This is a genomic window from Lactobacillus sp. PV037 (genome assembly GCF_014522345.1).
GTDB lineage: Bacteria > Bacillota > Bacilli > Lactobacillales > Lactobacillaceae > Lactobacillus.
In genome coordinates, this window is sequence record NZ_CP041987.1 from 87,438 (window position 1) to 112,196 (window position 24,759).

The 24,759-nt window shown below is 28.5% G+C and carries 22 protein-coding genes and 1 pseudogene; 22 read left to right on the top strand and 1 reads right to left on the bottom strand.

Annotation, left to right across the window (positions count from 1 at the left end):
- Positions 1-74: 74 nt before the first annotated feature.
- On the bottom strand, positions 75-734 hold the full coding sequence (locus tag FP435_RS00950; protein ID WP_265483897.1) for a histidine phosphatase family protein: 660 nt from the start codon (positions 732-734) through the stop codon (positions 75-77).
- A 203-nt stretch (positions 735-937) separates the two neighbouring features.
- On the opposite strand from FP435_RS00950, the gene FP435_RS00955 reads away from it, so the two are divergent.
- The 22 genes and pseudogenes from FP435_RS00955 (at position 938) to FP435_RS01060 (ending at position 24,754) form a co-directional block, all read left to right on the top strand.
- A complete protein-coding gene (locus FP435_RS00955) occupies positions 938-1,975 on the top strand; it encodes an LCP family protein (RefSeq protein WP_265483898.1) in 1,038 nt (345 codons plus the stop codon).
- Between the two features lie 3 nt (positions 1,976-1,978).
- Positions 1,979-2,839, top strand: coding sequence for a YveK family protein (locus FP435_RS00960; RefSeq protein WP_265483899.1), 861 nt, complete (start codon positions 1,979-1,981; stop codon positions 2,837-2,839).
- 11 nt (positions 2,840-2,850) lie between these two features.
- Complete coding sequence (locus FP435_RS00965) at positions 2,851-3,591, top strand: CpsD/CapB family tyrosine-protein kinase (protein WP_265483900.1); 741 nt, start codon at positions 2,851-2,853, stop codon at positions 3,589-3,591.
- A gap of 1 nt (position 3,592) precedes the next feature.
- A complete protein-coding gene (locus tag FP435_RS00970; protein ID WP_265484615.1) occupies positions 3,593-4,363 on the top strand; it encodes a tyrosine-protein phosphatase in 771 nt (256 codons plus the stop codon).
- Between the two features lie 11 nt (positions 4,364-4,374).
- Positions 4,375-5,034: a sugar transferase gene (locus FP435_RS00975; RefSeq protein ID WP_265484616.1), complete on the top strand. Its 660-nt coding sequence runs from the start codon at positions 4,375-4,377 to the stop codon at positions 5,032-5,034.
- Between the two features lie 60 nt (positions 5,035-5,094).
- Positions 5,095-6,177: a glycosyltransferase gene (locus tag FP435_RS00980; protein WP_265483901.1), complete on the top strand. Its 1,083-nt coding sequence runs from the start codon at positions 5,095-5,097 to the stop codon at positions 6,175-6,177.
- A gap of 1 nt (position 6,178) precedes the next feature.
- Positions 6,179-6,676, top strand: a complete 498-nt coding sequence (locus FP435_RS00985; protein ID WP_265483902.1) for an acyltransferase — start codon at positions 6,179-6,181, stop codon at positions 6,674-6,676.
- A 65-nt stretch (positions 6,677-6,741) separates the two neighbouring features.
- The gene (locus FP435_RS00990; RefSeq protein ID WP_265483903.1) at positions 6,742-7,560 is read left to right on the top strand and encodes a glycosyltransferase; all 819 of its coding nucleotides are present in this window, start codon (positions 6,742-6,744) and stop codon (positions 7,558-7,560) included.
- A gap of 114 nt (positions 7,561-7,674) precedes the next feature.
- Positions 7,675-9,024 carry an O-antigen polymerase gene (locus FP435_RS00995; RefSeq protein ID WP_265483904.1) on the top strand — a complete coding sequence of 450 codons (1,350 nt, stop codon included), beginning with the start codon at positions 7,675-7,677 and terminating at the stop codon, positions 9,022-9,024.
- The gene (locus FP435_RS01000; protein WP_265483905.1) at positions 9,021-9,950 is read left to right on the top strand and encodes a glycosyltransferase family 2 protein; all 930 of its coding nucleotides are present in this window, start codon (positions 9,021-9,023) and stop codon (positions 9,948-9,950) included. Before FP435_RS00995 ends, FP435_RS01000 begins: the two co-directional genes overlap by 4 nt.
- 106 nt (positions 9,951-10,056) lie before the next feature.
- Positions 10,057-11,118, top strand: coding sequence for a glycoside hydrolase family 99-like domain-containing protein (locus FP435_RS01005; RefSeq protein ID WP_265483906.1), 1,062 nt, complete (start codon positions 10,057-10,059; stop codon positions 11,116-11,118).
- A 36-nt stretch (positions 11,119-11,154) separates the two neighbouring features.
- Entirely contained in the window at positions 11,155-12,189 is a 1,035-nt protein-coding gene (locus FP435_RS01010) for a hypothetical protein (protein WP_265483907.1), read from the top strand.
- A 14-nt stretch (positions 12,190-12,203) separates the two neighbouring features.
- The gene (locus FP435_RS01015) at positions 12,204-13,451 is read left to right on the top strand and encodes a nucleotide sugar dehydrogenase (protein ID WP_265483908.1); all 1,248 of its coding nucleotides are present in this window, start codon (positions 12,204-12,206) and stop codon (positions 13,449-13,451) included.
- A gap of 447 nt (positions 13,452-13,898) precedes the next feature.
- Complete coding sequence (locus FP435_RS01020) at positions 13,899-14,771, top strand: glycosyltransferase (RefSeq protein ID WP_265483909.1); 873 nt, start codon at positions 13,899-13,901, stop codon at positions 14,769-14,771.
- Positions 14,768-16,198 carry a lipopolysaccharide biosynthesis protein gene (locus FP435_RS01025; RefSeq protein ID WP_265483910.1) on the top strand — a complete coding sequence of 477 codons (1,431 nt, stop codon included), beginning with the start codon at positions 14,768-14,770 and terminating at the stop codon, positions 16,196-16,198. The genes FP435_RS01020 and FP435_RS01025 overlap by 4 nt, the downstream gene beginning before the upstream one ends.
- A gap of 793 nt (positions 16,199-16,991) precedes the next feature.
- Positions 16,992-17,801 carry a hypothetical protein gene (locus FP435_RS01030; RefSeq protein WP_265483911.1) on the top strand — a complete coding sequence of 270 codons (810 nt, stop codon included), beginning with the start codon at positions 16,992-16,994 and terminating at the stop codon, positions 17,799-17,801.
- Positions 17,802-17,845: 44 nt separating this feature from the next.
- Positions 17,846-19,246 (top strand): hypothetical protein, encoded by a 1,401-nt coding sequence (locus tag FP435_RS01035; RefSeq protein WP_416209745.1) that lies wholly within the window; start codon positions 17,846-17,848, stop codon positions 19,244-19,246.
- 42 nt (positions 19,247-19,288) lie between these two features.
- Complete coding sequence (locus FP435_RS01040) at positions 19,289-19,558, top strand: hypothetical protein (RefSeq protein ID WP_265483913.1); 270 nt, start codon at positions 19,289-19,291, stop codon at positions 19,556-19,558.
- Positions 19,559-19,657: 99 nt separating this feature from the next.
- A complete protein-coding gene (locus tag FP435_RS01045; protein ID WP_265483914.1) occupies positions 19,658-20,758 on the top strand; it encodes a hypothetical protein in 1,101 nt (366 codons plus the stop codon).
- Between the two features lie 65 nt (positions 20,759-20,823).
- Positions 20,824-21,450 carry a hypothetical protein gene (locus FP435_RS01050; protein ID WP_265483915.1) on the top strand — a complete coding sequence of 209 codons (627 nt, stop codon included), beginning with the start codon at positions 20,824-20,826 and terminating at the stop codon, positions 21,448-21,450.
- A 785-nt stretch (positions 21,451-22,235) separates the two neighbouring features.
- A pseudogene (locus FP435_RS01055) lies at positions 22,236-23,298 on the top strand (helix-turn-helix domain-containing protein).
- 184 nt (positions 23,299-23,482) lie between these two features.
- Positions 23,483-24,754 carry a hypothetical protein gene (locus tag FP435_RS01060; protein ID WP_265483916.1) on the top strand — a complete coding sequence of 424 codons (1,272 nt, stop codon included), beginning with the start codon at positions 23,483-23,485 and terminating at the stop codon, positions 24,752-24,754.
- The last annotated feature ends 5 nt before the right edge of the window (positions 24,755-24,759 follow it).

Below are 24,759 nucleotides of genomic sequence, written 5' to 3' on the forward strand. Positions count from 1 at the left end.
ACCCTCGCTATCAACTTTTGGATAAGTTAGTAGCGAGGTTTTTAAGTAAAAATAGTGGAATAAATATTTTAGAATTAGGCATCTAGTGTCATTTTGTTATAACTATCTACATTAATCTTTCCTTCATCATCCATCTTTAAAATAGTAATTGAAGCATTCTGTGGACCGTGAGCTAAGTTATATTGTCCAGGTGCAAAGCGAGATACAATACTGCGAATGGTAAAACCATGGCTGACAAGTAAAATTTTGTCAGCACCTTCCATTTGTTTAATCATCTCAAATCCCTTGTCAACACGTTTCCAATATTCTTGAGCATCTTCAGCATCATGATAAGGATCTGCTTCTTTCATGTAATCTTTCACAGTATCAATGTCCACATGAGTAAACAAGTCTTCTCGTCTGGGATAGCCATGGCCGCCACCAATCATCCGCCAGGCTTCATCAGAGTTCATTCCTTCAAAAAAGCCATAAAATTGCTCTCTAAAAAATGGTGTAGCAATATGCTGAAGTTCATTACGATTAATATTTTCTTCTATAATATATTCACATGTATCGCTAGCACGTTTTAAATCACTAGAAATCGCAATATCGAAATCAACATTAGTTAATTCTTTACCAGCATTTTTTGCACCCGCAATTCCTTGCTCAGTAAGAGGGGTGTCGCACCAGCCTTGCATTTTATCATAGCGGTTAATAAAAGTTTGTCCGTGGCGAACTAAATAAATTGTTTTCATAAAATAAAACCTCAATAAATTTTCTTTTTCTTTCAAGTCTAAACACTTTTGAGGTAATTGACAACTTGTGTAAACTAGCTAATAGTATTAAAATACAGTAGTTATTGTTAAAATTACCGATATTATTGCCAAAAATAGTGTACTATAATAATAGCTATTCACTTAAATGGCAAAAATGGTTTTACTTTGAAAGTGAGTAAGTAATGGACAATCAAGAAAATAAAAAAGGAAATTCATCAAAACATCGCCGTCGACACCATCATCGACGTAAGAAGTTTTGGCGAGTATTTTGGATTATTATTGGCTTAGCTGCAGTAGTGGCACTATTCTTTGCTGGGTACATGTATAAGAACTTACGTGATGCTAGTGATAACATGTATACGCCAGTATCTAAAACTACTAAAAGTAATAAATCAAGAAGTAATTTGGATAAATTACTAGCAGAAAAGAAGCCAATTAATATTTTATTACTAGGAATTGATACAGGAGCAATGAATCGGCATTGGAAAGGTAGAACTGATACCATTATGATGCTTTCAATTAATCCTAAGACTGAAACAACTAGAATCACTTCAATTCCACGTGATATGAAGGCAAGTTTACCTGATTATCCAAATGTTTCACCAATTAAGATTAACTCTGCTTATACTTTGGGTGGAGTAAGTGAAACAATTAAGACACTTGATAAATATTATAGTGTTCCAATTGATGGTTATATTTTGATGAATATGGGTGGCTTAAAGAAAGCCATTGATCAAGTAGGTGGAGTTACTGTAACTTCTCCTCTTACCTTTAACAACATGGGATATAGTTTTGTAGAAGGTAAGACTTATCATATGATGGGTAAACAAGCTCTGGCATTTGCCCAATTGCGCCATGGGGACCCTAACCAAGATTATGGCCGTCAAGAACGTGATCGTCGAATTATTGTTGGTTTACTTAAGAAGTCTGTCTCCCCTAAGACACTTTTGAATAAGGATTTCTTAGAATCAATTTCAACTCAAATGCAAACCGACTTAACTTTATCCCAAATGTATAAGATTGGAACAGATTATCGCCAAGCTACTAAGCATGAAGTAACAGATCATGCTCAAGGAGTAAGTAAGATGATCAACAATCAAAAATATGGTCAAATGGAAGTTGAAGTGGTTGATAAGAAAGAACGTCAACGTATTAACAACGAAATTCGTCAATCCTTAGAAATTAATAGAATTAACGTAATGGACGATGGAGAATATTAATTAATGGAAGAAAAGGCAACACAAACAAATACAATTGACTTAAAATATCTCTGGAATTTAGTAAAAAGCAATATTTGGCGGATTATTATTTGGACGATTGGTTTAGGAATTATTGGCTTTGCAGTCGCTGCTTTTGTAATTCCACCAAAATATAGTTCAAGTACGCAAATCCTTGTTAACCAAAAAAAGGATCGCAACGATCCGAACGCTGCATATACAATGCAACAAGCCAATATTCAGGTAATTAATACTTATAAGGATTTAATTACCAGTCCAGTGGTTTTAAAAGATGCATCATCTTACTTAGCAAATCCAGTTAAAGTAGTTAAAAAAGCTAAAAAAGCTGTCTATCGTCGTAATGCAGCTGGTAATCGAGTTTTAGTTTCAAAGGCTACCCCAGCAGTTGTTGAACGTGATGGAAAGAGTTATGAAATTAGTTCCCAAAAGTTACAAGGGATGATTTCAGTGCAAACTCAGCAAAATTCCCAAGTATTTACAATTACTGCTAAAGCTAATACTCCTGAAAAAGCTCAAGCAGTAGCTAACGCAGTAGCAAATTCTTTCAAGAAGAAGATTACAAGCGTCATGGACGTTAATAACGTGACAATTGTTTCAACTGCTAACAAAGGAGCAAAAAGTTTCCCGAACACTAAGTTGTTTACAGCTGCAGGTCTTGTAATTGGTTTCTTAATTAGTTTTGCAATAATTATTATTCGGGATGCAATGAATACTACTGTTAGAAGTGATGAATACTTAACCCAAGATCTTGGATTAACTAATTTAGGAACAGTTACTCATTTCCGCTTATCTAACAATTTTAAAGTTAATGGTAAAGATGATAAAAGCAAAGGTAAGCGTGTTTAAGGAGGCACCCAATGGCAGGATTTAGACGTAATAAACGTGGTACAAATGAAACAATGCAACATGGTGCTAAACTGATCACAGTTGCCAAACCCAAAAGCCCTGTTGCAGAGCAATTTAGAACAATCAGAACTAACATCAACTTTATGAGTGTTGATGAACAAATTAAAAAATTAGCTTTTACTTCGGCTAATATTTCTGAAGGGAAATCAACCGTTACTGCGAATGTAGCTGTAACGATGGCACAATCTGGTAAAAAGGTCTTACTAATTGATGCTGATTTACACCGTCCAACTCTTCATCAAACCTTTAATATTCCTAATAAAGCAGGGTTAACAACAATTTTAACTTCTGAATCAGCTGAAATAAATCTAAGCGATATAGTTAAATCAGGAGTAGTAGACAATTTATCAGTATTACCATCTGGTCCAATTCCACCAAACCCTTCAGAACTACTAGGTTCTAAGAGAATGCATGACTTTTTGGATAATGTCTCAAACCATTATGATATGGTAATCATTGATATGGCACCTGTCTTAGAAATTTCTGATAGTCAAGTTTTGGCTGGTGAAATGGATGGGGTAATCTTAGTTGTACGTGAAGGAGTAACCCAAAAAGCTGGAATTGCGCGTGCAGTTGAATTACTAAAGATGACTAAGACACGTATCTTGGGTTATATTATGAATGATGTGCGTACAGGGGCCAATGGCTATGGTTACGGATATGGCTATGGCTACGATGACAAAGGAAAATAAAATGGTTTTAGTTGATATTCATGCTCATCTTTTGCCAGGGATTGATGATGGTTCACCTGATATGGAAACCTCACTTCAGCTGGCAAAAGCTGCAGTTGAAGATGGAATTACTCATGCTTTAATGACACCTCATCATTTAAATGGGCGTTATAGCAATCACAAAAAAGATGTAATTAAGTTAACTGAGCAGTTTCAAGAACAATTAAAACAAGAAAAAATTGACTTAACCATTTTCCCTAGTCAAGAAGTTCGGTTAAGTAGTGAGATCCCAGCTGCGTTGGATAGTGATGACATTCTATTTTGTGATGAAGATGGAACTTACATGTTACTAGAAATGCCTAGTGAAGATGTACCCTTATATGCAAAAGAGATGACTTATCAGTTGTTAGCACGAGGAATTACGCCAATAATCGTGCATCCTGAACGAAATAGTCGCATCTTGAAAGAGCCAGAGCTACTACAGAAATTTTTGGAACAAGGTTGTTTAACTCAAGTTACTGCCAGTTCTTATGTGGGAGTCTTTGGTAACAAGATTGCAGATTTAAGTGAGAGATTAATTGCAGCGGGGCAAGTTGCAACCTTTGCGTCAGATGCTCATAGCTTAGCTAAGCGTGAGAGCAAGATGACTGAAGCATATGATAAGTTGAGTAAAGAGGCTGGGAGTGACGTAGTAGCCATTTTTAAGCAAAATGCTCAAGATATTATTAATGGAGAAAATGTTAGTTTAGATTGGCAACCTCTTAGAAGGAAGAAAAAGTTTTGGATATTTTAGAAAGTCAAGGAATGGAGGAAGAGGACGTGACAAAAGTTGAACTTAACCCTAAAAAAGTTAAGAAACGTCCTTTCTACCGTTTCTTTAAAAGAAGTGTAGATATAGTTGGAAGTGGCGCAGGTTTGGTACTACTTTCTCCTTTATTTGGCTACTTAGCTTATAAAGTCCATAAAGAAGATGGTGGTCCAGTCTTTTATAGCCAAGAGAGAGTTGGCAAGGATGGCAAGAAGTTTAAGATTTACAAGTTTCGTTCCATGGTACCTAATGCAGACCAAATGGTTGAAGAATTAGAAGATCAAAACGAAATTGATGGAGCCATGTTTAAAATTAAAGATGATCCGCGGGTAACTAAGATTGGGCACTTTATTCGAAGTCATTCCTTAGATGAATTACCACAATTGGTAAATGTCTTTAAAGGGGAGATGTCCTTAGTTGGGCCACGTCCACCTTTGCCTTCTGAAGTTGAAGAATATACAGAATATGATAAACAACGTTTAAAAGTTACTCCAGGTTGTACAGGTCTTTGGCAAGTAACTAAGCGCAATGATGCTAACTTTGACGAAATGGTAGAATTAGATTTAGACTATATTAACAACAGTGGCTTTTTCTATGATATGGGAATTATCTTTAAGACTGTTGGTGTATTGTTTAAACCAAATAGTGGGTATTAGAAAAAGCCAGTTGGCTAGTTTAGTCGACTGGCTTTTATACTAAGTAAAGAAAATAAATTTATGAAAAAAATTGATAAAAACAGTAAACTCAAACTTCTTTATGTTGTGGAAGCATTCGGTGGGGGAATATTTACATATTTAGCTGAATTGGCAAATAGATTAGACAATGATTTTAATATTTATATTGCTTATGGATTAAGAAAACAAACACCTCAAAATTTTAAAGAATATTTTCCTAAAGATATTCACTGGGTTAAAATTAAAGATTTTACAAGAGAAGTAAACTTAAAAAAAGACTTAAAAGCATTTGTTGAGTTGCGAAAAGTAGTAAAAGAAATAAATCCAGACATCATTCATTTAAATAGTAGTAAAGCTGGTATCCTAGGACGATGGGGAATAAACAATAAAAAGCATAAAGTCTTTTATACACCCCATGGTTACAGTTTTTTAATGCAAAATTCAAGTAAGTCTAAAAGAATTGCTTATAAATTAATTGAAAAGATAAGTGCGCGAAAAAATACGACTACGATTAGTTGTAGTTTGGGAGAGCATCGCGAAACTTTAAAGTTAACTCCAAATGCCGTATATGTAGAAAATGGGATTGAAATAGAAGAACTTGATAGCATAAAAGATATACCCAAAAATAATGAATTTACAGTATTTACATTAGGAAGAATTAGTGAACAGAAAAATCCTCAGATGTTTAATGAAGTAGCAAAGGCATTACCTAATATTAAATTTATTTGGATTGGTGATGGAGAATTACGTGAAAAATTGAAGGCACCTAATATTACAATAACCGGTTGGGTAGAGAGAAAAAAGGCACTAGAAATTGCTAAAAGTACAGATGCGTTTTTTTTACCTTCTAAATGGGAAGGGCTACCAATGAGTTTATTAGAAGCAATGTACTTAAAAAAGTATTGTATTGTTTCTGATATTCCTGGAAATAATGATGTGATAAAAAATAATATTAATGGATTTATTGGGAGCACAAAGAATGATTTTATTAATATACTCAAAATATTGTTGACCAATTCTTTAAATTGTGAAGAGGTAAGAGATAAAGCCTATAAACAAATTATTAATCATTATAATACAGAAGTTATGAAAAAAGAGTATATAAAAATATATCTAGGAAAATAAAATGAAAATTTTAAGTGCTTATTATCATGGAAAAGCTGTTTTAAAAAAGTGGGTATTATTAATTTTATTTTGGAAAAAATTAATAATAGGAGCTCATACTACTTGGAGAAAAGGATTGAGTGTAACTATAGGAAAAGATGGTAAAGTAGAGATTGGAAAAAATTGTTTTTTTAATAATTATTGTTCAATAAATTCACTTCAAACTATAAAAATTGGTGATGGTACATTATTTGGTGAAGGTGTCAAAATTTATGATCATAATCATAGATTTAGAGATCCCAATGTACCTATAAAATATCAGGGATATAAGTCGGCACCAGTAAATATTGGAAAACATTGTTGGATTGGTAGTAATGTCATTATTCTTAAAGGAACGAGTATAGGGGATAATTGTGTTATTGGAGCAGGATGTGTAGTATCAGGAGAAGTACCTAGCAATACCATTTTAAAACTTACAAATGACAATCAAGAAGAAATAAGGTTAAATTTGAATCAATAATATATTTTAAGTTACGAATAAAATTAATAGCACCTTGAATGTAGAAAAAATGTGAAGGATAAAAAATGCCAAAAATTTCAGTTCTAATGTCAACATTTAATTGTCAAAATTATTCTCAAATATACAATAGTGTACAATCTATACTAGATCAAACCTTTAAGGATTGGGAATTAATTATATATAATGATGGATCCACAGATAATGGAAAAACGTCTCAATATATAAATCAATTAGCAAATTTAGATGTGAGAATTCAAGTTATAGAGTCTTCCCATAATCATGGATTAGCTTATGCGAAAAATCAGATGATTAAAGTGGCAAAAGGAGATTATATTACAGCTCAAGATGATGATGATATATCGGAAGTAACACGCTTGGAAAGAGAAGTAGATTTTTTAGATAAAAATACTAAGTATGATTTTGTAGGAACAACGGCTACTGTTTTTGATAAAGATGGTAGATGGGGAGAATATAAAACACCTGAAATACCAACTAAGGATTCATTTTTATGGAGTAATCCGTATATTCATCCTTCGGTTATGTTTCGAAAGAAAACTTTAAAGCAAGTTAAGGGATATCGAGTTGCAAAAGAAACGATGCGGGGGGAAGATTATGATTTGTTCTTAAGATTATATGCAGGAGGTTATAAAGGTTACAATATTCAAGATAATTTGTATAAATATTATATTGATCGAAACCCGTATAAAAAGTATCGCCCTATGAAGGATAGAATAAATGAAGCTAAATTACGATATAAAGGATTTAAAAGTTTGGGGTACGGCTTTAAAGGATTACCGTATATTGTTAAGCCTATACTCATAGGATTAATTCCTAATAAAATTTTTCGGAAAATTAGAGAAAGACAATATAGAAAAGATAGATAAACTTTATCTCGGAGTAGGCTGAATAGAAAATTATATTTTTGTAAAATTATAATATTATAATGATTTAAATCAAAGACATAAAGCATATAACTAGAAGTAAAAAGGGAGAAAGATATGAAGATGTATGTCTTTTTGCTAATCGTCATAATCTACTTGTTTATTTCTTTCAATGTAACAAAAAGAGATTGGGCATTTCCATCTAATATAGTATTGGGAATGTATATTATAAGTATTTGTTTTTTTATTAGTGAATCTAATACTTGGGGAATAGATATTGGAAATACGACTTTTAGTCTTTTAATACTTGGAATAACTACTTATACACTAGTCGGAATTATAGTATTTATTATCTTTTCAAAGGTTTCTATTAGAAAAGAGAACTTTAATTATGATTATGTTGAAAAAGAAAATTCAACTTATTATGCGGATATTAATCCAGTAATAAGCTGTCTTTTGATTATTTTTGAAGTTATTGGGTTTATAGCTTATTTTAAGAATGTGAGAAATCATAGTCTTATGATAGGAAGTTACTCTTCTTTAAGTGAAATGATAGGAAATTATAGAGACGCTGGTTCCTTAGGTGATGCGGGAACAGGTCTTTCTTCGTTTTCACTTAATAGTTATAGATTAATGACAGCACTAGCATATATATATATGGGGATTATTGTCCAATTTTTAGTGGCTAAGAAAAAAAGTAATTTTGTATGGAAGATATTACATTTTACACCGATAATTATATTTATTGCTTGTTCATTACTGACAGGTGGGAGAAATCCCATAATTCAACTATTTTTAGCCTTTATAATTATGTATTACGTAAAATACAAGCAATTAAATAAGAATAAAAAGTTAAGTAAAAAAGCCACTTTAAAAATTATAGTGGGATTAGTATTAGCATTAATAAGTTTTTCAATTTTTAGAGGAGTTGTTGGACGTACAAGTACATATTCTACATGGGACTACTTGGCCATATATATAGGTGCCCCTATTAAATTATTTGATTTATTTTTAAAGAATGGGGGGGGACTACCTCATTTTTATATAGGTCAGGAAACTTTTTCTAATTTATGGGAAAGCTTTGGATTTAATATTCCCTCCCATTCTAATTTGGAATTTCGTGTGTTTAATAACTGGGCATTAGGTAATGTATATACGCCATTTAGAAGGTATTATAGTGATTTTGGTGTATGGGGAATAATTATTCTAACTAGCATTGAAGCTCTATTTTATTCACTATATTATTTGATAATAAAGAAGAAAAAATTTAATCCCTATATATTAGATGTTACAACCTTAATTTATTCTTATCTTGCTATAGGACCTTTTTATTATTCAGTGGTAGAACGTTTTTATTTATTGTGGTCTAAAAATACCTTGATTATTATTCTGGAGATATATGTGCTTGCCAAGATACTAACTAAATTTAAACTAAAGAAATATAGAGAAAGAAGAGGCGCTAAATGAAAAATGAATTAATTAGTGTAATTGTTCCAGTGTACAATGGTGAAAAATATATTTTTGAATGTTTAAATTCTTTAGTTAATCAAAGTTATAAAAATATCGAAATTATTGTAATAGATGATGGATCAACGGATAATACTAAAAATGAATGTTTAAGATTTAGTCAGGAAAAGAGAATACATTATTTTTATCAAGAAAATCAAGGGGTTGCTGCAGCTAGAAATAATGCCATAAGTAAAGCAAAAGGTAAGTGGGTAATATTCGTTGATAGTGATGACAGGGTATCTCCGTATTTGTGTGAACACACTTTAAATGCGGTAATTAATACAAAAGCTGATATGGGAATGTTTAAATTATCTTTTGTAAATGAAAAGGGAACTCTAATTAATAAAAAAAGAAGTTATTTGAATGAAAAACAGTACAAAGAGATTTCTAAAAGTGAAGCACTAAGTTTAATTTTAGATGATTCCGTAGTGGGGAGTTATACTTGTAATAAAATATATAAAAAAGACTTATTTAATGATTTACAGTTTACAATTGGTAAAAAATTTGAAGATTTAGGAATTATGTATAAAGTTGTTGATCGTGCTGATAAGATAGCCTTCATTGATGAATATCTATATTTTTATTTCCAAAGAAGTGATAGTCTTATGCATTCTACTAATATAAAAGACATAAAAGATGCTTTTGATTTTAGATATAATCAGTTTAATTTTATAGAAAAAAAATATCCTTTTTTGGTAAATAAAGCTCTTCCGGCGATGATAATAAATAGTTTGCAACTTATATATAAAAGTGGGTTTCGCCAATTAAATGCTGACGTAAAGAAAGCACGAAAGTTTATAAAGATGCATCCTATTGATATAAGTGAATTAAGTGGGAAATATAGGTATTTTTATTTTATAGTTAGAATATTTAATAGGCTATAAGATTATAAAAAATAATTTTGATAAGAGTAGAACAATACACTAGAGTATTAATTGATTAGGTGCTCAATATTAGTACTAAGTGAGTTAAGAGGAAGGAGTATATTAATTGAAAAAATTTGCATTTTTTTTACCACAATTTCATGAAATTCCTGAAAATGATAAGTGGTGGGGTAAAGGATTTACTGAGTGGACGAATGTCCGTAAAGCTTCCCCCTTGTATAAAGGACAGGAGCAACCTAAGCATCCATTAAATAATAATTATTATAATTTGTTAAATAAAAAAACGATGGAATGGCAGACTAATCTGATGAATAAGTATGGCTTAGATGGATTTATTTATTACCATTATTATTTTACAGGAAAAATGTTATTGGAAAAGCCAGCTGAAAATCTATTGAGATGGAAGGAAATTCCTCAGCATTTTTTCTTTTGTTGGGCTAATCATACATGGAAACGTTCATGGGAAGGTAAAACTGATATTTTACAGGAACAAACTTATGGAACAAAAAAAGATTGGGAGAAACATTTTCAGTATTTACTTCCCTTTTTTAAGGATTCAAGATACGAAAAAAGAAATAATAAACCTCTTTTCATGATATTTAATCCTGATTTTGAAGAGAAAAATGCATTATTTAATTATTTTGATAAACGTTGCAAAGAAGAGGGTTTTAGTGGCTTATGTTTAATTGAAACATATTCTGGTTCAGAAAATCTTCAAGAATTTAAGAATAGTGAATCAGGTGTTACTCAATATACTTTTTTTAGAGAACCTTTGATTTCACAATCTGAATATATACACCATAATATTTTTAGACGTACCTATCACCATTTTAATAAGAAAATTAGAGAAAAAGGATGGATTCATAAGCCTTACATAATTAATGGAAACAACTTGATGGATATTAAGTTGCATCATGAACCCCTTGGAAAAGACATAGCGAATGGGTTATGGTTTGAATGGGATAATACACCTAGACATAAACAACGTGGATATGTAATTACTCCATATGATCACGCTAAATTTATTAAATATATGGATTTAATAAAAGATCAAGAATATTTGTTTATTAATGCTTGGAATGAATGGGCTGAGGGCATGATACTAGAACCTACGCAAGAAAGAAAATATAAGTATCTTGAGTGGCTAAAGGAATTTAAAAATAAGTAATTATTTTTATTTAAAAGGAAATAGAGGGAGAAATTTATGAAAGCCTATATTGTTTGTCCGTACAATAAGAGTGGTGGTACTCGGAGCTTACATCAATTAGGGAACAGATTAGTTGAAAATGGAATTGATGTATACATGTATTATGGTCTAAAAGGCAAAAGAGATAAAGTAAATAAATTACTTTATGCAGATAGCAATGCAAAAATTGCAACAAAAATAGATGATAACAAAGAAAATATTCTTATAGTACCTGAAAGTGATACAGGATGGTTAGATAAATTCCATAATATAAGAAAAGTTATTTGGTGGTTGTCATTATATTTTTATTTAGAAAATAATATTTGGTGGCGTTCAAAATTTAGAACTAAATTTTTTAATCAACCCAATTTTTTTAATTATTTAAGATATGTTCACATAAAACTGAAAGAACCGGCTGTCTCATATATTTTTCCAAAAGAACTAAAAAATATAGACTATCATCTATATAATTGTGAGTATGTTCATAGATATCTATTGGAGCAAGGCATTCAGAAATCAAAAATGACCTATTTATGTGGACCTATTGATGTTGAAGCAAAGGATAAAAAAGCTTTATCTACAGTGAAGGAAAACTTGATAGTTTATAATCCTGCAAAAGCTTCACCATATTTCATTAAAAAAGTTTTAAAATATATGAATAAAAATTATTCAAGTTATATTTTTAAGCCTTTAAAGGGACTTAACCATGAGGAATTATTAATGTATTTAAAAAAAGCAAAAGTATATTTAGATTTGGGATATTTCCCTGGTCCAGAAAGAATTCCTAGAGAGGCGAGTGTGAATTATTGTAATATCATTACTTCTACAGTTGGAGCTGCAGAAAATTCCGAAGATGTTCCTATTCCTAAAAAGTTTAAATTTGATTTAAAAAAAGAAAATGTTTCTAAAATTTGTGAACTGATAGTCGATATGTGTGACAATTATGATGAGTATGTTCATTATTTTGATAAGTATAGAAGGAAAACACTTTCTCAAATAAACAATTTTAATTCTGATGTAGATAAGTTTGTAAAAATAATGGATTTAATGTGAGGTGTAAATAGCAAATGGTTAAATGTGAAATTGCTGTAGCAGGTACAGGATATGTTGGCTTAAGCTTAGCTACTTTGTTAGCACAAAATAATGAAGTGACAGCAGTTGATATTGTGCCAGAAAAAGTAGATTTAATAAATAATCATAAGTCTCCAATTGTTGATAAAGAAATTGAAGACTTTCTTACAAATAAAGAGTTAAATTTAAAAGCTACTACTGATGGTAAGAGTGCCTATAAAGATGCGGATTTTGTAGTAATTGCTACTCCTACAAATTATGATAGCGAAAAGAATTTCTTTGATACATCTGCTGTAGAAGCTGTAATTAAGCTAGTACAAGAAGTTAATCCAAATGCAATTATGATTATTAAGTCAACTATTCCAGTTGGCTATACTAAAGCAATTCGTAAAAAATTTAACTCTGAAAATATTATTTTTAGTCCAGAGTTTTTACGTGAAGGTCATGCGCTTTATGATAATCTTCATCCTTCTAGAATTATTGTAGGAACTGATTTAAAAAATACTAAGTTAGTTGAAGCGGCTAATACTTTTGCCTCATTATTACAAGAAGGAGCAGAGGATAAAGATGTTCCTACTCTTATTCTTGGATTTACTGAAGCGGAAGCAGTTAAATTATTTGCAAACACATATTTAGCATTGCGCGTAAGTTATTTTAATGAATTAGACACTTATGCGGAAGAAAAGGGACTTAATACCCAGGAAATAATTGATGGAATTGGATTAGATCCTCGTATTGGTGATTACTATAATAATCCTTCATTTGGCTATGGTGGATATTGTTTACCAAAAGATACTAAACAATTATTGGCTAATTATCAAGATGTCCCACAAAACTTAATAAGTGCGATTGTTCAATCTAACGATACTCGTAAAGACTTTATTGCTAATCAAGTATTAGAGAAAGCTGGGTATTATTCTTATGATGAAGATAATATTTTTGATGCAAATAAAGAAAAGAAGGTCACTATTGGCGTTTATCGCTTAACTATGAAAGCTAATAGTGATAATTTCCGCCAAAGTTCTGTCCAAGGTGTTATGAAACGTGTAAAAGCCAAAGGTGCAGATATTATTATCTACGAACCAACTTTGGAAGATGGTTCTACTTTCTTTGGTAACAAAGTGGTAAATGATTTAGATAAATTTAAAGAATTATCTGATAGTATTATTGCTAATCGATATAGTAATAAGTTAGATGATGTAAAAGATAAAGTTTATACGAGAGATATTTTTAGAGAAGATTAAAGATAGTGAAAAATTCATTATGTTAAACTATAAAGTAATTGAACAGTTTAGCACTAAATTAATTAAAAGAAAGTAAAGTTTAAGTATTTATTTCCAATTATTGTCTATCTTATATGTAACATATGTAACTTTTAAGGTAAATATGAATAATTCTATTGTTTCGTATAAGTTTTTTAATTACAGAAAGTGTTAAATCCCAGTTATGGGTTAATATTATTTTTAATCACTTTAAACTTGCATCAGGTAGGGAAATTAATACAATCAATAATAGATATTTAATTTTTAAGTGTTTTTTGGTGGAATGACATTAAATCTGATTTTATCAGGAAAATTAATTTTTCTGTTTAAGTAATATTTATGATTAATTTTTAGTGACTTTCTTGGAAAAATTTAACTACATCTTATTATTTAAAATGTTACGTCAGGAAAGGACGAAAGAAGATAAAAATGCATGAAGTTTCTATTGGAATAATTATATTAAATTATTTGGCCTATGAAGAAACAAAAGAGAGCGTCTATTGGTTAAAAAAACAAATTAAAGATGAGTTTAAGATAAAAATTGTTATTGTAGACAATGCATCTGATAATGGTTCTTATGATATATTAAAAAAGGAATTTACCAACGATCCACTTGTAGAAGTGGAAAAAACTAAAAAAAATTTAGGATTTGCACAGGGAAATAATTATGGCTATGATCAAATAAAAAAATATATGAATCCTGATTTTATAATTGTATCTAATAGCGATGCGTATGCAAAAAAAGAAGGATTATTTGAATGGATAGTAAATGAGTATGCAAAAGAAAAATTTGGAGTTTTAGGTCCATCAATCTATTCAAAACGTGGTAATTTTTATCAGAGTCCGGGTGAAAACGAAACAAGAAATATACATGAATTACATAAAAAAATCCGTAATTTAAATAAATACTTGATAAAATTACGGATTAAGAAGTTTTTGAATTATAAAGAATCTTTTGAAATTCCCAAGTGGCCTAATCATATCTATAAAGATAGAACAAAAACAAAAACTTTGCATGGAGCCTTTCAAGTTTTTTCAAAAAATTATTTTGAAAAATATAATGAACTTTATGATAGCAGAACTTTTTTATATCGAGAAGAGGATATTTTAAAAGTTCGGTGTGATAGAGAACAACTACTTATGGTTTATTCTCCGGAATATGAAGTTGAGCACCTACAAGCAGTTAGTACCTCAAAGGCTTCTAAATCAATATTAGATCAAAAAATAAATCGAACAAAAAACCTTTTGAACTCTACAAAGGTATATGAAAAGGTATTAAAAGAAAGTAAACTTACGGAATGAAAAATATATCTATTAAGAAAGCGGCTATAATAAATGGAGTTGGAAAATATTCTAAAATATTTCTTTCTATTATAGTAAACGCAATTTTGGCAAGATTACTTTCTCCTGGGGATTATGGAATAGTAGCAGTTGTAACAGTATTTTCAACATTTTTTTCCACTTTAGCAGATATGGGATTTGGAGTAGCAATTGTTCAAAATAAAAAATTAACTTCTAATGATATAAACAATATTTTTTCTTTTACAATTTATATTTCCCTTATTTTAATGTTGCTGTTTTCTTTATTAGCTGTTCCTATCAGTAAGTTCTACCATAATAATGCATATGTATCTTTAACGTTGCTTTTGAGCATTTCATTATTATTTGATGCGATGAATATGGTACCAAATGGTATTTTAAATAAAAATAAAGAATTTATGGTAATCGCGGTTAGAACTGTAGTAGTATACTTGCTGGCATCTATTTTAACAGTAATACTTGCAATGAATGGCTTTAGATATTATTCATTAGTTATTCAAGCGATTGTAACATCAATTTTTACTTTCCTTTGGAATTATATTGATACCCATCCTAAATTTAAATTGAGATTTCAATTTTCAAGTGTAAAAAAAGTACTCAGTTATTCAAGTTATCAATTTGCTTTTAACTTTGTAAATTATTTTGCTAGAAACTTAGATAACCTATTAACTGGAAAGTTTATGGGAGATGTTCAGCTAGGATACTATAATAAGGCTTATGATTTAATGTTATATCCTGTGAATAACTTAACAGGAATTGTAACTCCGGTACTCCATCCGATTTTATCTGACTTTCAAGATAATTTAAAAATAATTTATGATAAATATTTAAAGGTATTTAAAATTTTGTTTTGTTTAAGTGCCTTTGCTGCCCCATTTTGTTTTTTATCAAGTAAAGAAATTATAACAATTATGTATGGAAGTAATTGGAAGAGTTCAATTATTTGTTTCCAGATTTTATCTATAGCAATTGTACCTCAAATGTTGAACTCAAGCGCGGGGGGAGTTTTTCAAGCAATAGGAAATACTCGTCTTTTATTTTTGAATTCATGCATAAATACTGGGATTACGGTAGTAGCAATATTGATAGGAATCTTTTTGGGTAAGTCAATTGTGGCATTGTCCGGAGCTGTAGCTATTGCCTATATTTGCCACTTCTTTACTGCTTATTATATGCTTATAAAATTAGGTTTTGGGTACAAGATGAGTATGTTTTTTGGAAATATATTACCTGATTTAATCATATTATTTGGTATGGAAATTGCAGTAGGACTGTATCATTTTAATATTTCAAATATATTTTTATCTTTACTAGTTAAGGGAATATATTTGATGGGAGTGTTTATTGTTTTAATGGTATTAACTGGAGAATATAAATTGGTAAAAAAAGTGGAAAAAGAGAGAATATAAATAATATATAATTTTAAATTATATATTTGACTTTTGAAAAAATTTAGCTTTTAGAATAAATGGTAATTTTACAAGTTTACTTTGCATTCTTACATAATATTAAAAATATTGGAGGCTATTATGAATAGTTATGTTAGATTTATCTTGTATTAATTGCTTTAGATATTACATGTTATGGGATTGCAACGTTTACTAAAAGTGCTTCAGAAAATAAAGTTATGGTAAGTTTAAGTACATTTGATGTTATAGAGTTCATGCTTAAAGCTCTCATTTTTGCACCTGTACTTAAATTATTTATGCAACCAGGAATAGATATTTGTGGAAGTTTAATTATAATTATATTTACAGCAGCATTATTATGGGTGTTCATTATATTGAGCAAGCATGCTAGTTAGGCATTAAAAAGTTTAAAAAGAATAATTAGATATTATATAAACTTTAAAAAATACTACAGAGTGTTGACTAATATTTATAAAATTAAGGATTAGTTTCGATGTTAAAACGAAATTAATCCTTAATTTTATTTATGAATTTTAGTTGGTTAATGCTTATCTATGATATATTTTGACTATAAGCCTTGTGTAAGTTAGAAAAAATGTCTAGTATCCTATGAAAAAACTTTAATTTATAAGTTTAAGAAAAATATTTAGTCGTACACATCTTTGTTACTATAACAAATCTAGTGTATTTTTTGTTAAATTATAATTTATTATATTTACGATAACTATATTTAGTAAATAGAATTTAAAGTTATTTTTATAATAGTAGAAAAAACTGTTTATGGGAGAAGAAATTGAAAAAAGAAAGAAAATATAAAGAAATCAAAATATCACACACCTTTCAAAGGACACCAGGAGCATTATATCCGTATGATAACTTGAATAAAAATATAAAGGAAGAGAATAGAGAAGTAGAGTGGAAGAAACTAGATACTGCCTTGAAAGATGAAAGGATTACTAATCTTGCTATTAGTGGAGCGTATGACACAGGGAAGACGAGTTTTTTACTTACATATTTTACAAATAGAGAAAAAATAAAATTGGAATCAAAAAAGTTTCGTAATTTTAATTCTTATAAAAAAGCACGTAAGAATATAAAAGAAGGTAAAGTTGATTTTAGATTTATTTCTTTATCTAATTTTTTTGATTCAAATAAAAATAATAAAAAGATAGAAGAAGAATTAGAAAAGGAAATAATAGATCAATTATTGTTTAATGTTAATCCATGGTATTATCCGGATTCAAAAATAACACGTTTAAAAGAATATAAAACTAGTTGGTTGATGGGATTTCTACTTTTAGTTAATTTTTTTGTTCTATCTATTTTTGGTTCTATTCATGGTTATAAAGCAATTACCTCTTTATTTAATCCATTTAAAATTGGAGTTTTTATTTCAGGCAATCTTTTATTATTTTTACTTATATACTTTTTAATTCATTCACTAACCAAATTAGTCTGGACTATTTCAACAAAATTTGGTCCAACACAATTGCAAATTAAAGTAAATGAAAGTAATAAGGATGCTAATATTAATTTATTTGTTTTATACCATGATGAATTAAGTTATTTTTTAATAGAAAATCAATTTTTAAAAGAAAAATAAAATTTGTAATATTTGAAGACCTTGATCGGTATGATGATGCTCTAATTTTTCAACGTTTAAGGGCTCTAAATATTAATTTGAATAGGGGGAGAAATAAAATTGTTTTTATTTATACCCTAAAGGATTCAATTTTTGCAAATGATATACAAAAGGATATAGAAAATAAGAATCGAGATGAAAATCAAGTGGCAATGAAAAGAGCTAAGTTCTTTGATTATATTTTACCCCTAATGCCTATTAACAGTTTCCAAAATTCAAAAGAATATTTTAAACGAGAAATTAATAAATATCCTTCTTTAAGAAATTCTGATATTGATGATCCCTTTTTATATAGATTAGGTATTTATATATATGATCCACGAGAAATAGTTAATCTTATTTCGGAATTGGATATTTATACATGTAAATTAAATGCTATATCTCAAAAAAAATTATTGGCCATGATTATTTACAAAAATTTATTTCCTCAGGATTTTGAAGGAATATCTATAAAAAAATCCAATATTGCTTATTTCATCGAACATAAGGATGATATTGGAAACATTACTTTAAAAAATGCAAAAATTGGAACTATATTTAAATATATAACCAAAAATAATGAAAGGCTTAATTTTATAAAAAATAGTAATAAACAATTATACCAGGCTATTAGTTACATTAATAATAGAGAAATATTAAGATTTTTGGTTCTTAATAATTTAATAGATTTAACATTTTATGACTATATTTCTCCGACTCCTTATAAATTAGGGGTAGAGGATACAAGATTTGTACAAAATGTTATTAACCAAAGAAGTCCTTTGCATAATATTCAAGTTAATAATCCTAAAGAAATTATTAATGCTCTTATGTCTGCTGAAGCAGATTTTCAATATGCTTATTCAGATAAAATATTAACTACTTTAGTAAATTTAAAAAATGATTCATATAAAGAAATACATAGTATTTTAAGAATGGTAAAACAGAATGAGGATTATAAATTTGTAATAGAGTGGATAAAAAGTAGTATGCAGAAGAACAATTCTTTTCAGTTTACTACTAATATTACTTTATTGAAAAACATATGGGACAGTTTTTTTGATGATTTAAATAAAGAATTAAAAATAGGATTAAATAAAGATAGTAAAAAGATAGGGGATTTTTTAATAGAGATTCTTTTATTTGAGTTTAGATATGCGACACATCCAAGAGTATTTAATTGGTATAGAAAAAATAATATATTTCTTAAACAACCAATTCAAAAAATAATTGCACAACAAATTAAATCAAAAAAATATAGAAAAAGTTTTATTGAATTGGTTCAAATGTCAAAGTATACAATTAAATTAGAATCAATAAGTGATTTAGCGGGAACTGATAGAGAACTATATAACGTTTTAAAACAAAATAAATGGTATAAGAATTATACCGATTCTTATTTATTATCTAGAAATAAAAAAATTTAATTTATAGTATTTTATAAATTTGATAGTGCAGAGTTTATAGTTATGACTTTTAACGGTCGGTTTGCTAGAGATTATGTTGGACCAATTTTACGATCAAAGCAAACTAGAAAAAATGTATTAAATTCAATTTTTGGATGTGTGGGAATTGTTCTTATTTATTGGCTATTAAAAATAGGTATTTCTTCATTAGTTCTAAGGACTATTTTTTCTGTATTTCTTTCAGTTGGAATTTATGGGGCAATTTTAGTTTTGTGTAAGAATAAAATTGCTTACAATTATTTAGAAAAATTTAAGCAAAGATTTCAAAAATAAGATATAATTAAACCAGCTAAAATATGTATATACTTGCTTTAAAACCTCGTTCATTTGAAAAATGGGTGGGGTTTTATGTTTTTTTGGGGGAAGCATATCTTGAAGAAAATCGAGAAACTATCTATATCAGTAATTTTTAGTACTATTTTCATAATGATACTACATTATTTTTTTGGGTGGTATCAAAATATAAGGTTAGGTTCTATTCTAAAGGTAGGAATAAATATTATTTTATGCAGTTTCTTTATTTTACTAGTAACCATAAAGAGTGAAAGTTTAAAGCAAACCTGGAGAAAAATATCAGTAAGTATTTTTACCCTCCTAATGCTTATGCTATTAATTTATAACTTGTTTATAAAATTTCCAAAGTTTTCTTTTATGATGATCACAAACGTGGTAGGAGTGTCTGTTTTTATAGTTGTAGCAACTATTTTAATGTGTATTTTATGGGTAGAGGATGATAATGAAAATTATAAGGATAATAGTAACAGTAAAAGAAATTCTAAAAAATACAGCAGTAGTAAAAATAATAATGAATTAAATAACAGCGTAAGAGTTAATGACAGTAATAAAAAGATTAACATCAATAAAATAATTAAGAATCTAAAAAATGATTTGCAAGAAATACTAAATAAGTTGATTAATTTTATAATAAATTATAGATATATTTTTAAAAGAATAGCATTTGCTATTATAGTGAGTACTGGCTTAATAGGAATTATAGTTATTTTCTACGGAGCAAATTTTGATAAGTATCAAAACTATTTACGTAAGATACTAATAATTCAAATTAAAACAAATAAAAATAGTGAACAATTCGTTATTTTAATTATGACACTATTCTTAATATTTTTCCCATTACTTATTACAGTTTTAGAGTATTTTCGAGAGAGGAATATGATAAGTAATAGGGAGACAAAATATAAAAATATATATCAAATAGTTGCTTCTGTAGCAAATGTAGGAATGTTTTTTACTACGATGAGTTTAATAGTAGGATGGGCAGAGGCTAGAGAAATAACAGTTACAATGGTGTTAATAATGTGGGGAATATTAACAGTGATTAATATGGATATAATATGGATTGTTACTATGGTGAGAGATTGGGTTGCCAAAGATAAACAAGAACATGATTCATTACCACGAACTGCATTGATATTTGGAATAATTACAGCATTAATTTCAGTAATTTTTAAGTAGTTATAAAAAAGTCGTTATCTTAACGTAGTTAAAGCTAAATTAATAAGGAGAAGATTACAATAACAGTGGGAAGTTTAGCAGATTGGGTAGGAGTAACTTTAACATTTATTGTATTTGTATGGGGAATATATCAGTTTAGAAAACAAACAGAATTATCTCGAGCATTTGAAATAGAAAAACAACGACCGAGATTTTTCTATGAACGTACAACTAGAATATCAAAAGGTGATAGAGTATTAAGACCTAATTATTTTGAAGAAAGTACTCCTCAAAATATCAAGGAGAGGTTAAAACAAAAAGATGAATATTTTTTTAGAATAAATAACATTTCTCAAAATGGTATTTATTCTTTAAAAATAATTTTTTCTCATGATAATCAAGTGGAACGCTATAGGATTCATGGAGTTTCGAAAAATAGCGCAATGGTTTTGGTTCCAAAGAGTGATTTTAAAAATTGGGAGTCACTATTTATAAAATTTAGATCTTCTGCAAATGAAATTGGATATATGTATGCCTCTGAAGGGAACACAACTTATTATTTTGTTAAAGGGAGGAACAGAATGATAACTACTTCTGGAGATGACCGTATTATTGCTAATGATGAAAAACTTGTTCAAAAATTTGATAGAAAGTTTAAATCGGGAAAGTCAAGCTCGGCATATTTTTATGCAGAAGAAAATATGAATAAGTAAAGTGCTTTTTTAGAAGAGAGTGTTGATTATAAGAGTTATTTTTTATATGCAGTAAATTACTCTATTCATGATATAGTTTTTAGAATTTAGATATAAAATTTTAAGAACTTACTATAAATGATGAAATTTATAATTAACTTAAATATTACATTAAAATTAAATGAAGATAAAAATAAATTTTAATCTAAGTCAATGTAGCTTAGTTTATATCTAGAAATATATTAGCTGATTTTGTATATAATAAAAAATATTATTTAACTTCTCATTATACAGACTCTGCCAATAAAATTATTTGTTTAGTAAAATTTGTTGCTAAAGAATTTTTATTATCAACTTTATTTGGTAATTTTCATTATTCAAGCTTGTTTGATTTTAGGCAAATGGAGATATAAACCGGTGATAATAAAATTGGAGATCAATTTGAAGGTGCTTATCTATATGATATAAATAAGAAAATAAGTAAAAAATTAAATAAGAGTAATTTTAATCCTAAAATTCCAGCTAATTATCGAAAAGATAGAATACAAAACTATGGGAAGAGAAAGAATGGCTATTGGTTAACCAAGGAGGATGTAAAAAAAGTAGGGATTGTATCTTTTTATGCAATTTGAGAAAATAATTTAAGTTCGGCGGAAAATCTATTGAAAAGTAACCTATAATTACAAAAATTAAAAAGTATTGTGCTTGGGATGATGAAAGAGTTTAATCAAGAAGGAAAGACACCAATTATTATGAAGTGCCTCATAATTGTTAGACATAGATCTAACGATTGTGAGGTATTTTTTATGACTAAATATTCTAATGGGTTCAAAATTAAGATTGTTTCTGAATTCTTTAATCATCAAGATTCAATAAAGGGATTAAGTAGAAAGTACAATATTCCTTACTCTATGGTATATAAATGGATTCATCAGGCTGATGAAAATGGCCTTGAATCTCTTAAAATTAAACATAAGAAGATGAACTATTCTCCTGAGTTTAAGTTAAATGTGGTACGCTATTATTTAAATAATCCTAATTTAGGAATAACTCCAGTAGCTGCCAAGTTCAATATAAATTCTTCTCAGGTTTACACTTGGGTTAATAAGTTTAAAAAAGAAGGTATGGCTGGTTTACTTCCTAAGCAGAAAGGACATCCATCCAAAATGCCTAAGAAACCTAAAAAGAAACAAGCTCAAAAGATAAAACTTAGTGAGAAGCAAAAATATGAAGAGAAGATTATTAAACAAGAAGCGGAAATCGAAAAATTAAAACTGGAGAATCTTGTCTTAAAAAAAGTGGCTGCCCGTTATCCTCGCTATCCAACAAAGAAAAAACGCTAATTATCAAGGATATTCGGGCTAAAGTGCCAACTGTAAAGCTGAATACCTTATTTAGTCTGCTTAAGCTTAATCGAAAAACATATTATGATAACTTAAAAAATCGAATTAATAAGTGCGATAAATACGCTAAAGTTAAAGAGCAAATTAATCCTATTTACTATGATGAAAGCAATGAAACATACGGTTATAAACATACAGTTATCGGCGTATTTGGGGCGCTTTAAAAGATATTGGTATCAATCTTGCCAAGGAAACTGTTCGTAAAATTATGCGTGATATGGGTATTAAAATTATGATTTATCATAAGAATACAGCTGGGTACAGTTCTTATAAAGGAAGGGTAATTGTCATGATAATGCGCCAGGAGAAACAATATTTAAATTAATGAAAAGATCGTATTAAGATAGGTTCTCTTGAAGAGATAAAGCAGGTATTAAGTAAGTATATTAATAATGTTCGACGTTCAAACAAATTAAAATGCACGACTCCTGTAAAATACAGAAATCGTGTACTATCAAATATTTAAAATTTTATAAAATGTCTAACTTTTTTATGGCACTTCACAATTAGATCAGACCTCTTTTTATTGATTTTTACACTTTGAGTCTAGTCTAATTGGACTTTTTATAATCAGAACGACTTAACTAGCACCACGAGTAATAAAGTGTAAAATGGTACTAGGAGAGTACTGGATATAGGTGGGAACATTTATGAAGTTTAAAAAAAGACAAAAAATAATTAGTTTTTATGATGAATGGAATTTTATCGCTACCAAGAAGATGGTTAATGCGAATAAAGTTGAATTCTTTTTACAAGCAAAGGAATTTATTGAAGATAAGAAACTAAATTTATCTAATAATAATAATGTTGAAAAAGTTGATAGATTATTTGACTTAATTAAATGGACGGATATTTTGATTGATGATGATGGAAATTTAAGTGGTAATTTTAGAAAATATTTAAAATTATTAAAAAGATTAAAATCTAGAGATGATTTAATTTGTAGGCAACGTTCGAAAGTGAAAAGAATGATTTTAGAAATTAAACTTCTGAAAAAGATCTCTAGGAAATTTGAAAATTGTATGATTAGATTTAAAATTTTTCCAGCAATAGACTTTTCCTCAATAGACTATGAAACAAATTGTCGATATATGTCGGATTATTTGCATGGTTTTAATACTATTTTGTCACTGACGGAATTAAACAAGATTAGTTATGACAAGTATTTTATTAACAAAGAACAATATAAGTTAATAATTTCTTTATGGAAATATGCTGATGCAAAGTTGAGAAAAGTTAAAAGATACATTGAAATAGATGCTGTAACGGAAGAATTAAAGTGTTACTTAGGTACCATGTTGACAAACTCTGAAGTAAGACAAGTAAATTTTAAAACTCATTTAGACAAATTTCCGCGAATAGAAGATTATATTTTTCAAGGGTTAGCATCTATTTTTTATATTCCAATCAAACCAACATTTAAAGAGTATAGTTCAAGTGAACAAAAACTTTTACAAAAATATTCTAATCAAAAATTATATAATGTTGAATTAAAAAAATGGTTAAAATTCTTGGTTGATATTCAAATTACTACGTTAAGTCAGAAAAATATAAGGAAAAATAATTTATTTATAAAAATTAAATATTCTCAAAATAATTCTTTAACTTCTAAAGAACGTGAGATTATGATTAATAAGTTATCTTTTGGAAAAGAGTGTGATTTGTTAGATAAGCCATTTATCTATGGAAAATATGTTTTTTTACCTTCAATAGTTCATTTAGATCCAGTTTATGTGATGTCGAAATTGATGCGTCAAGCTAAGGACGTAGAGAATAGAATTGAAGTAAAAGATAAATTAGTTACTTGGCAAGATTTTATCGGTAATCAGTATGAAAAATATTATTACAATTTGTTTATTGAAAAAAATACAGATGTCAACATACTTTATATAAGAAAAATGGACAAGAAACAGATTTATTAGTTATT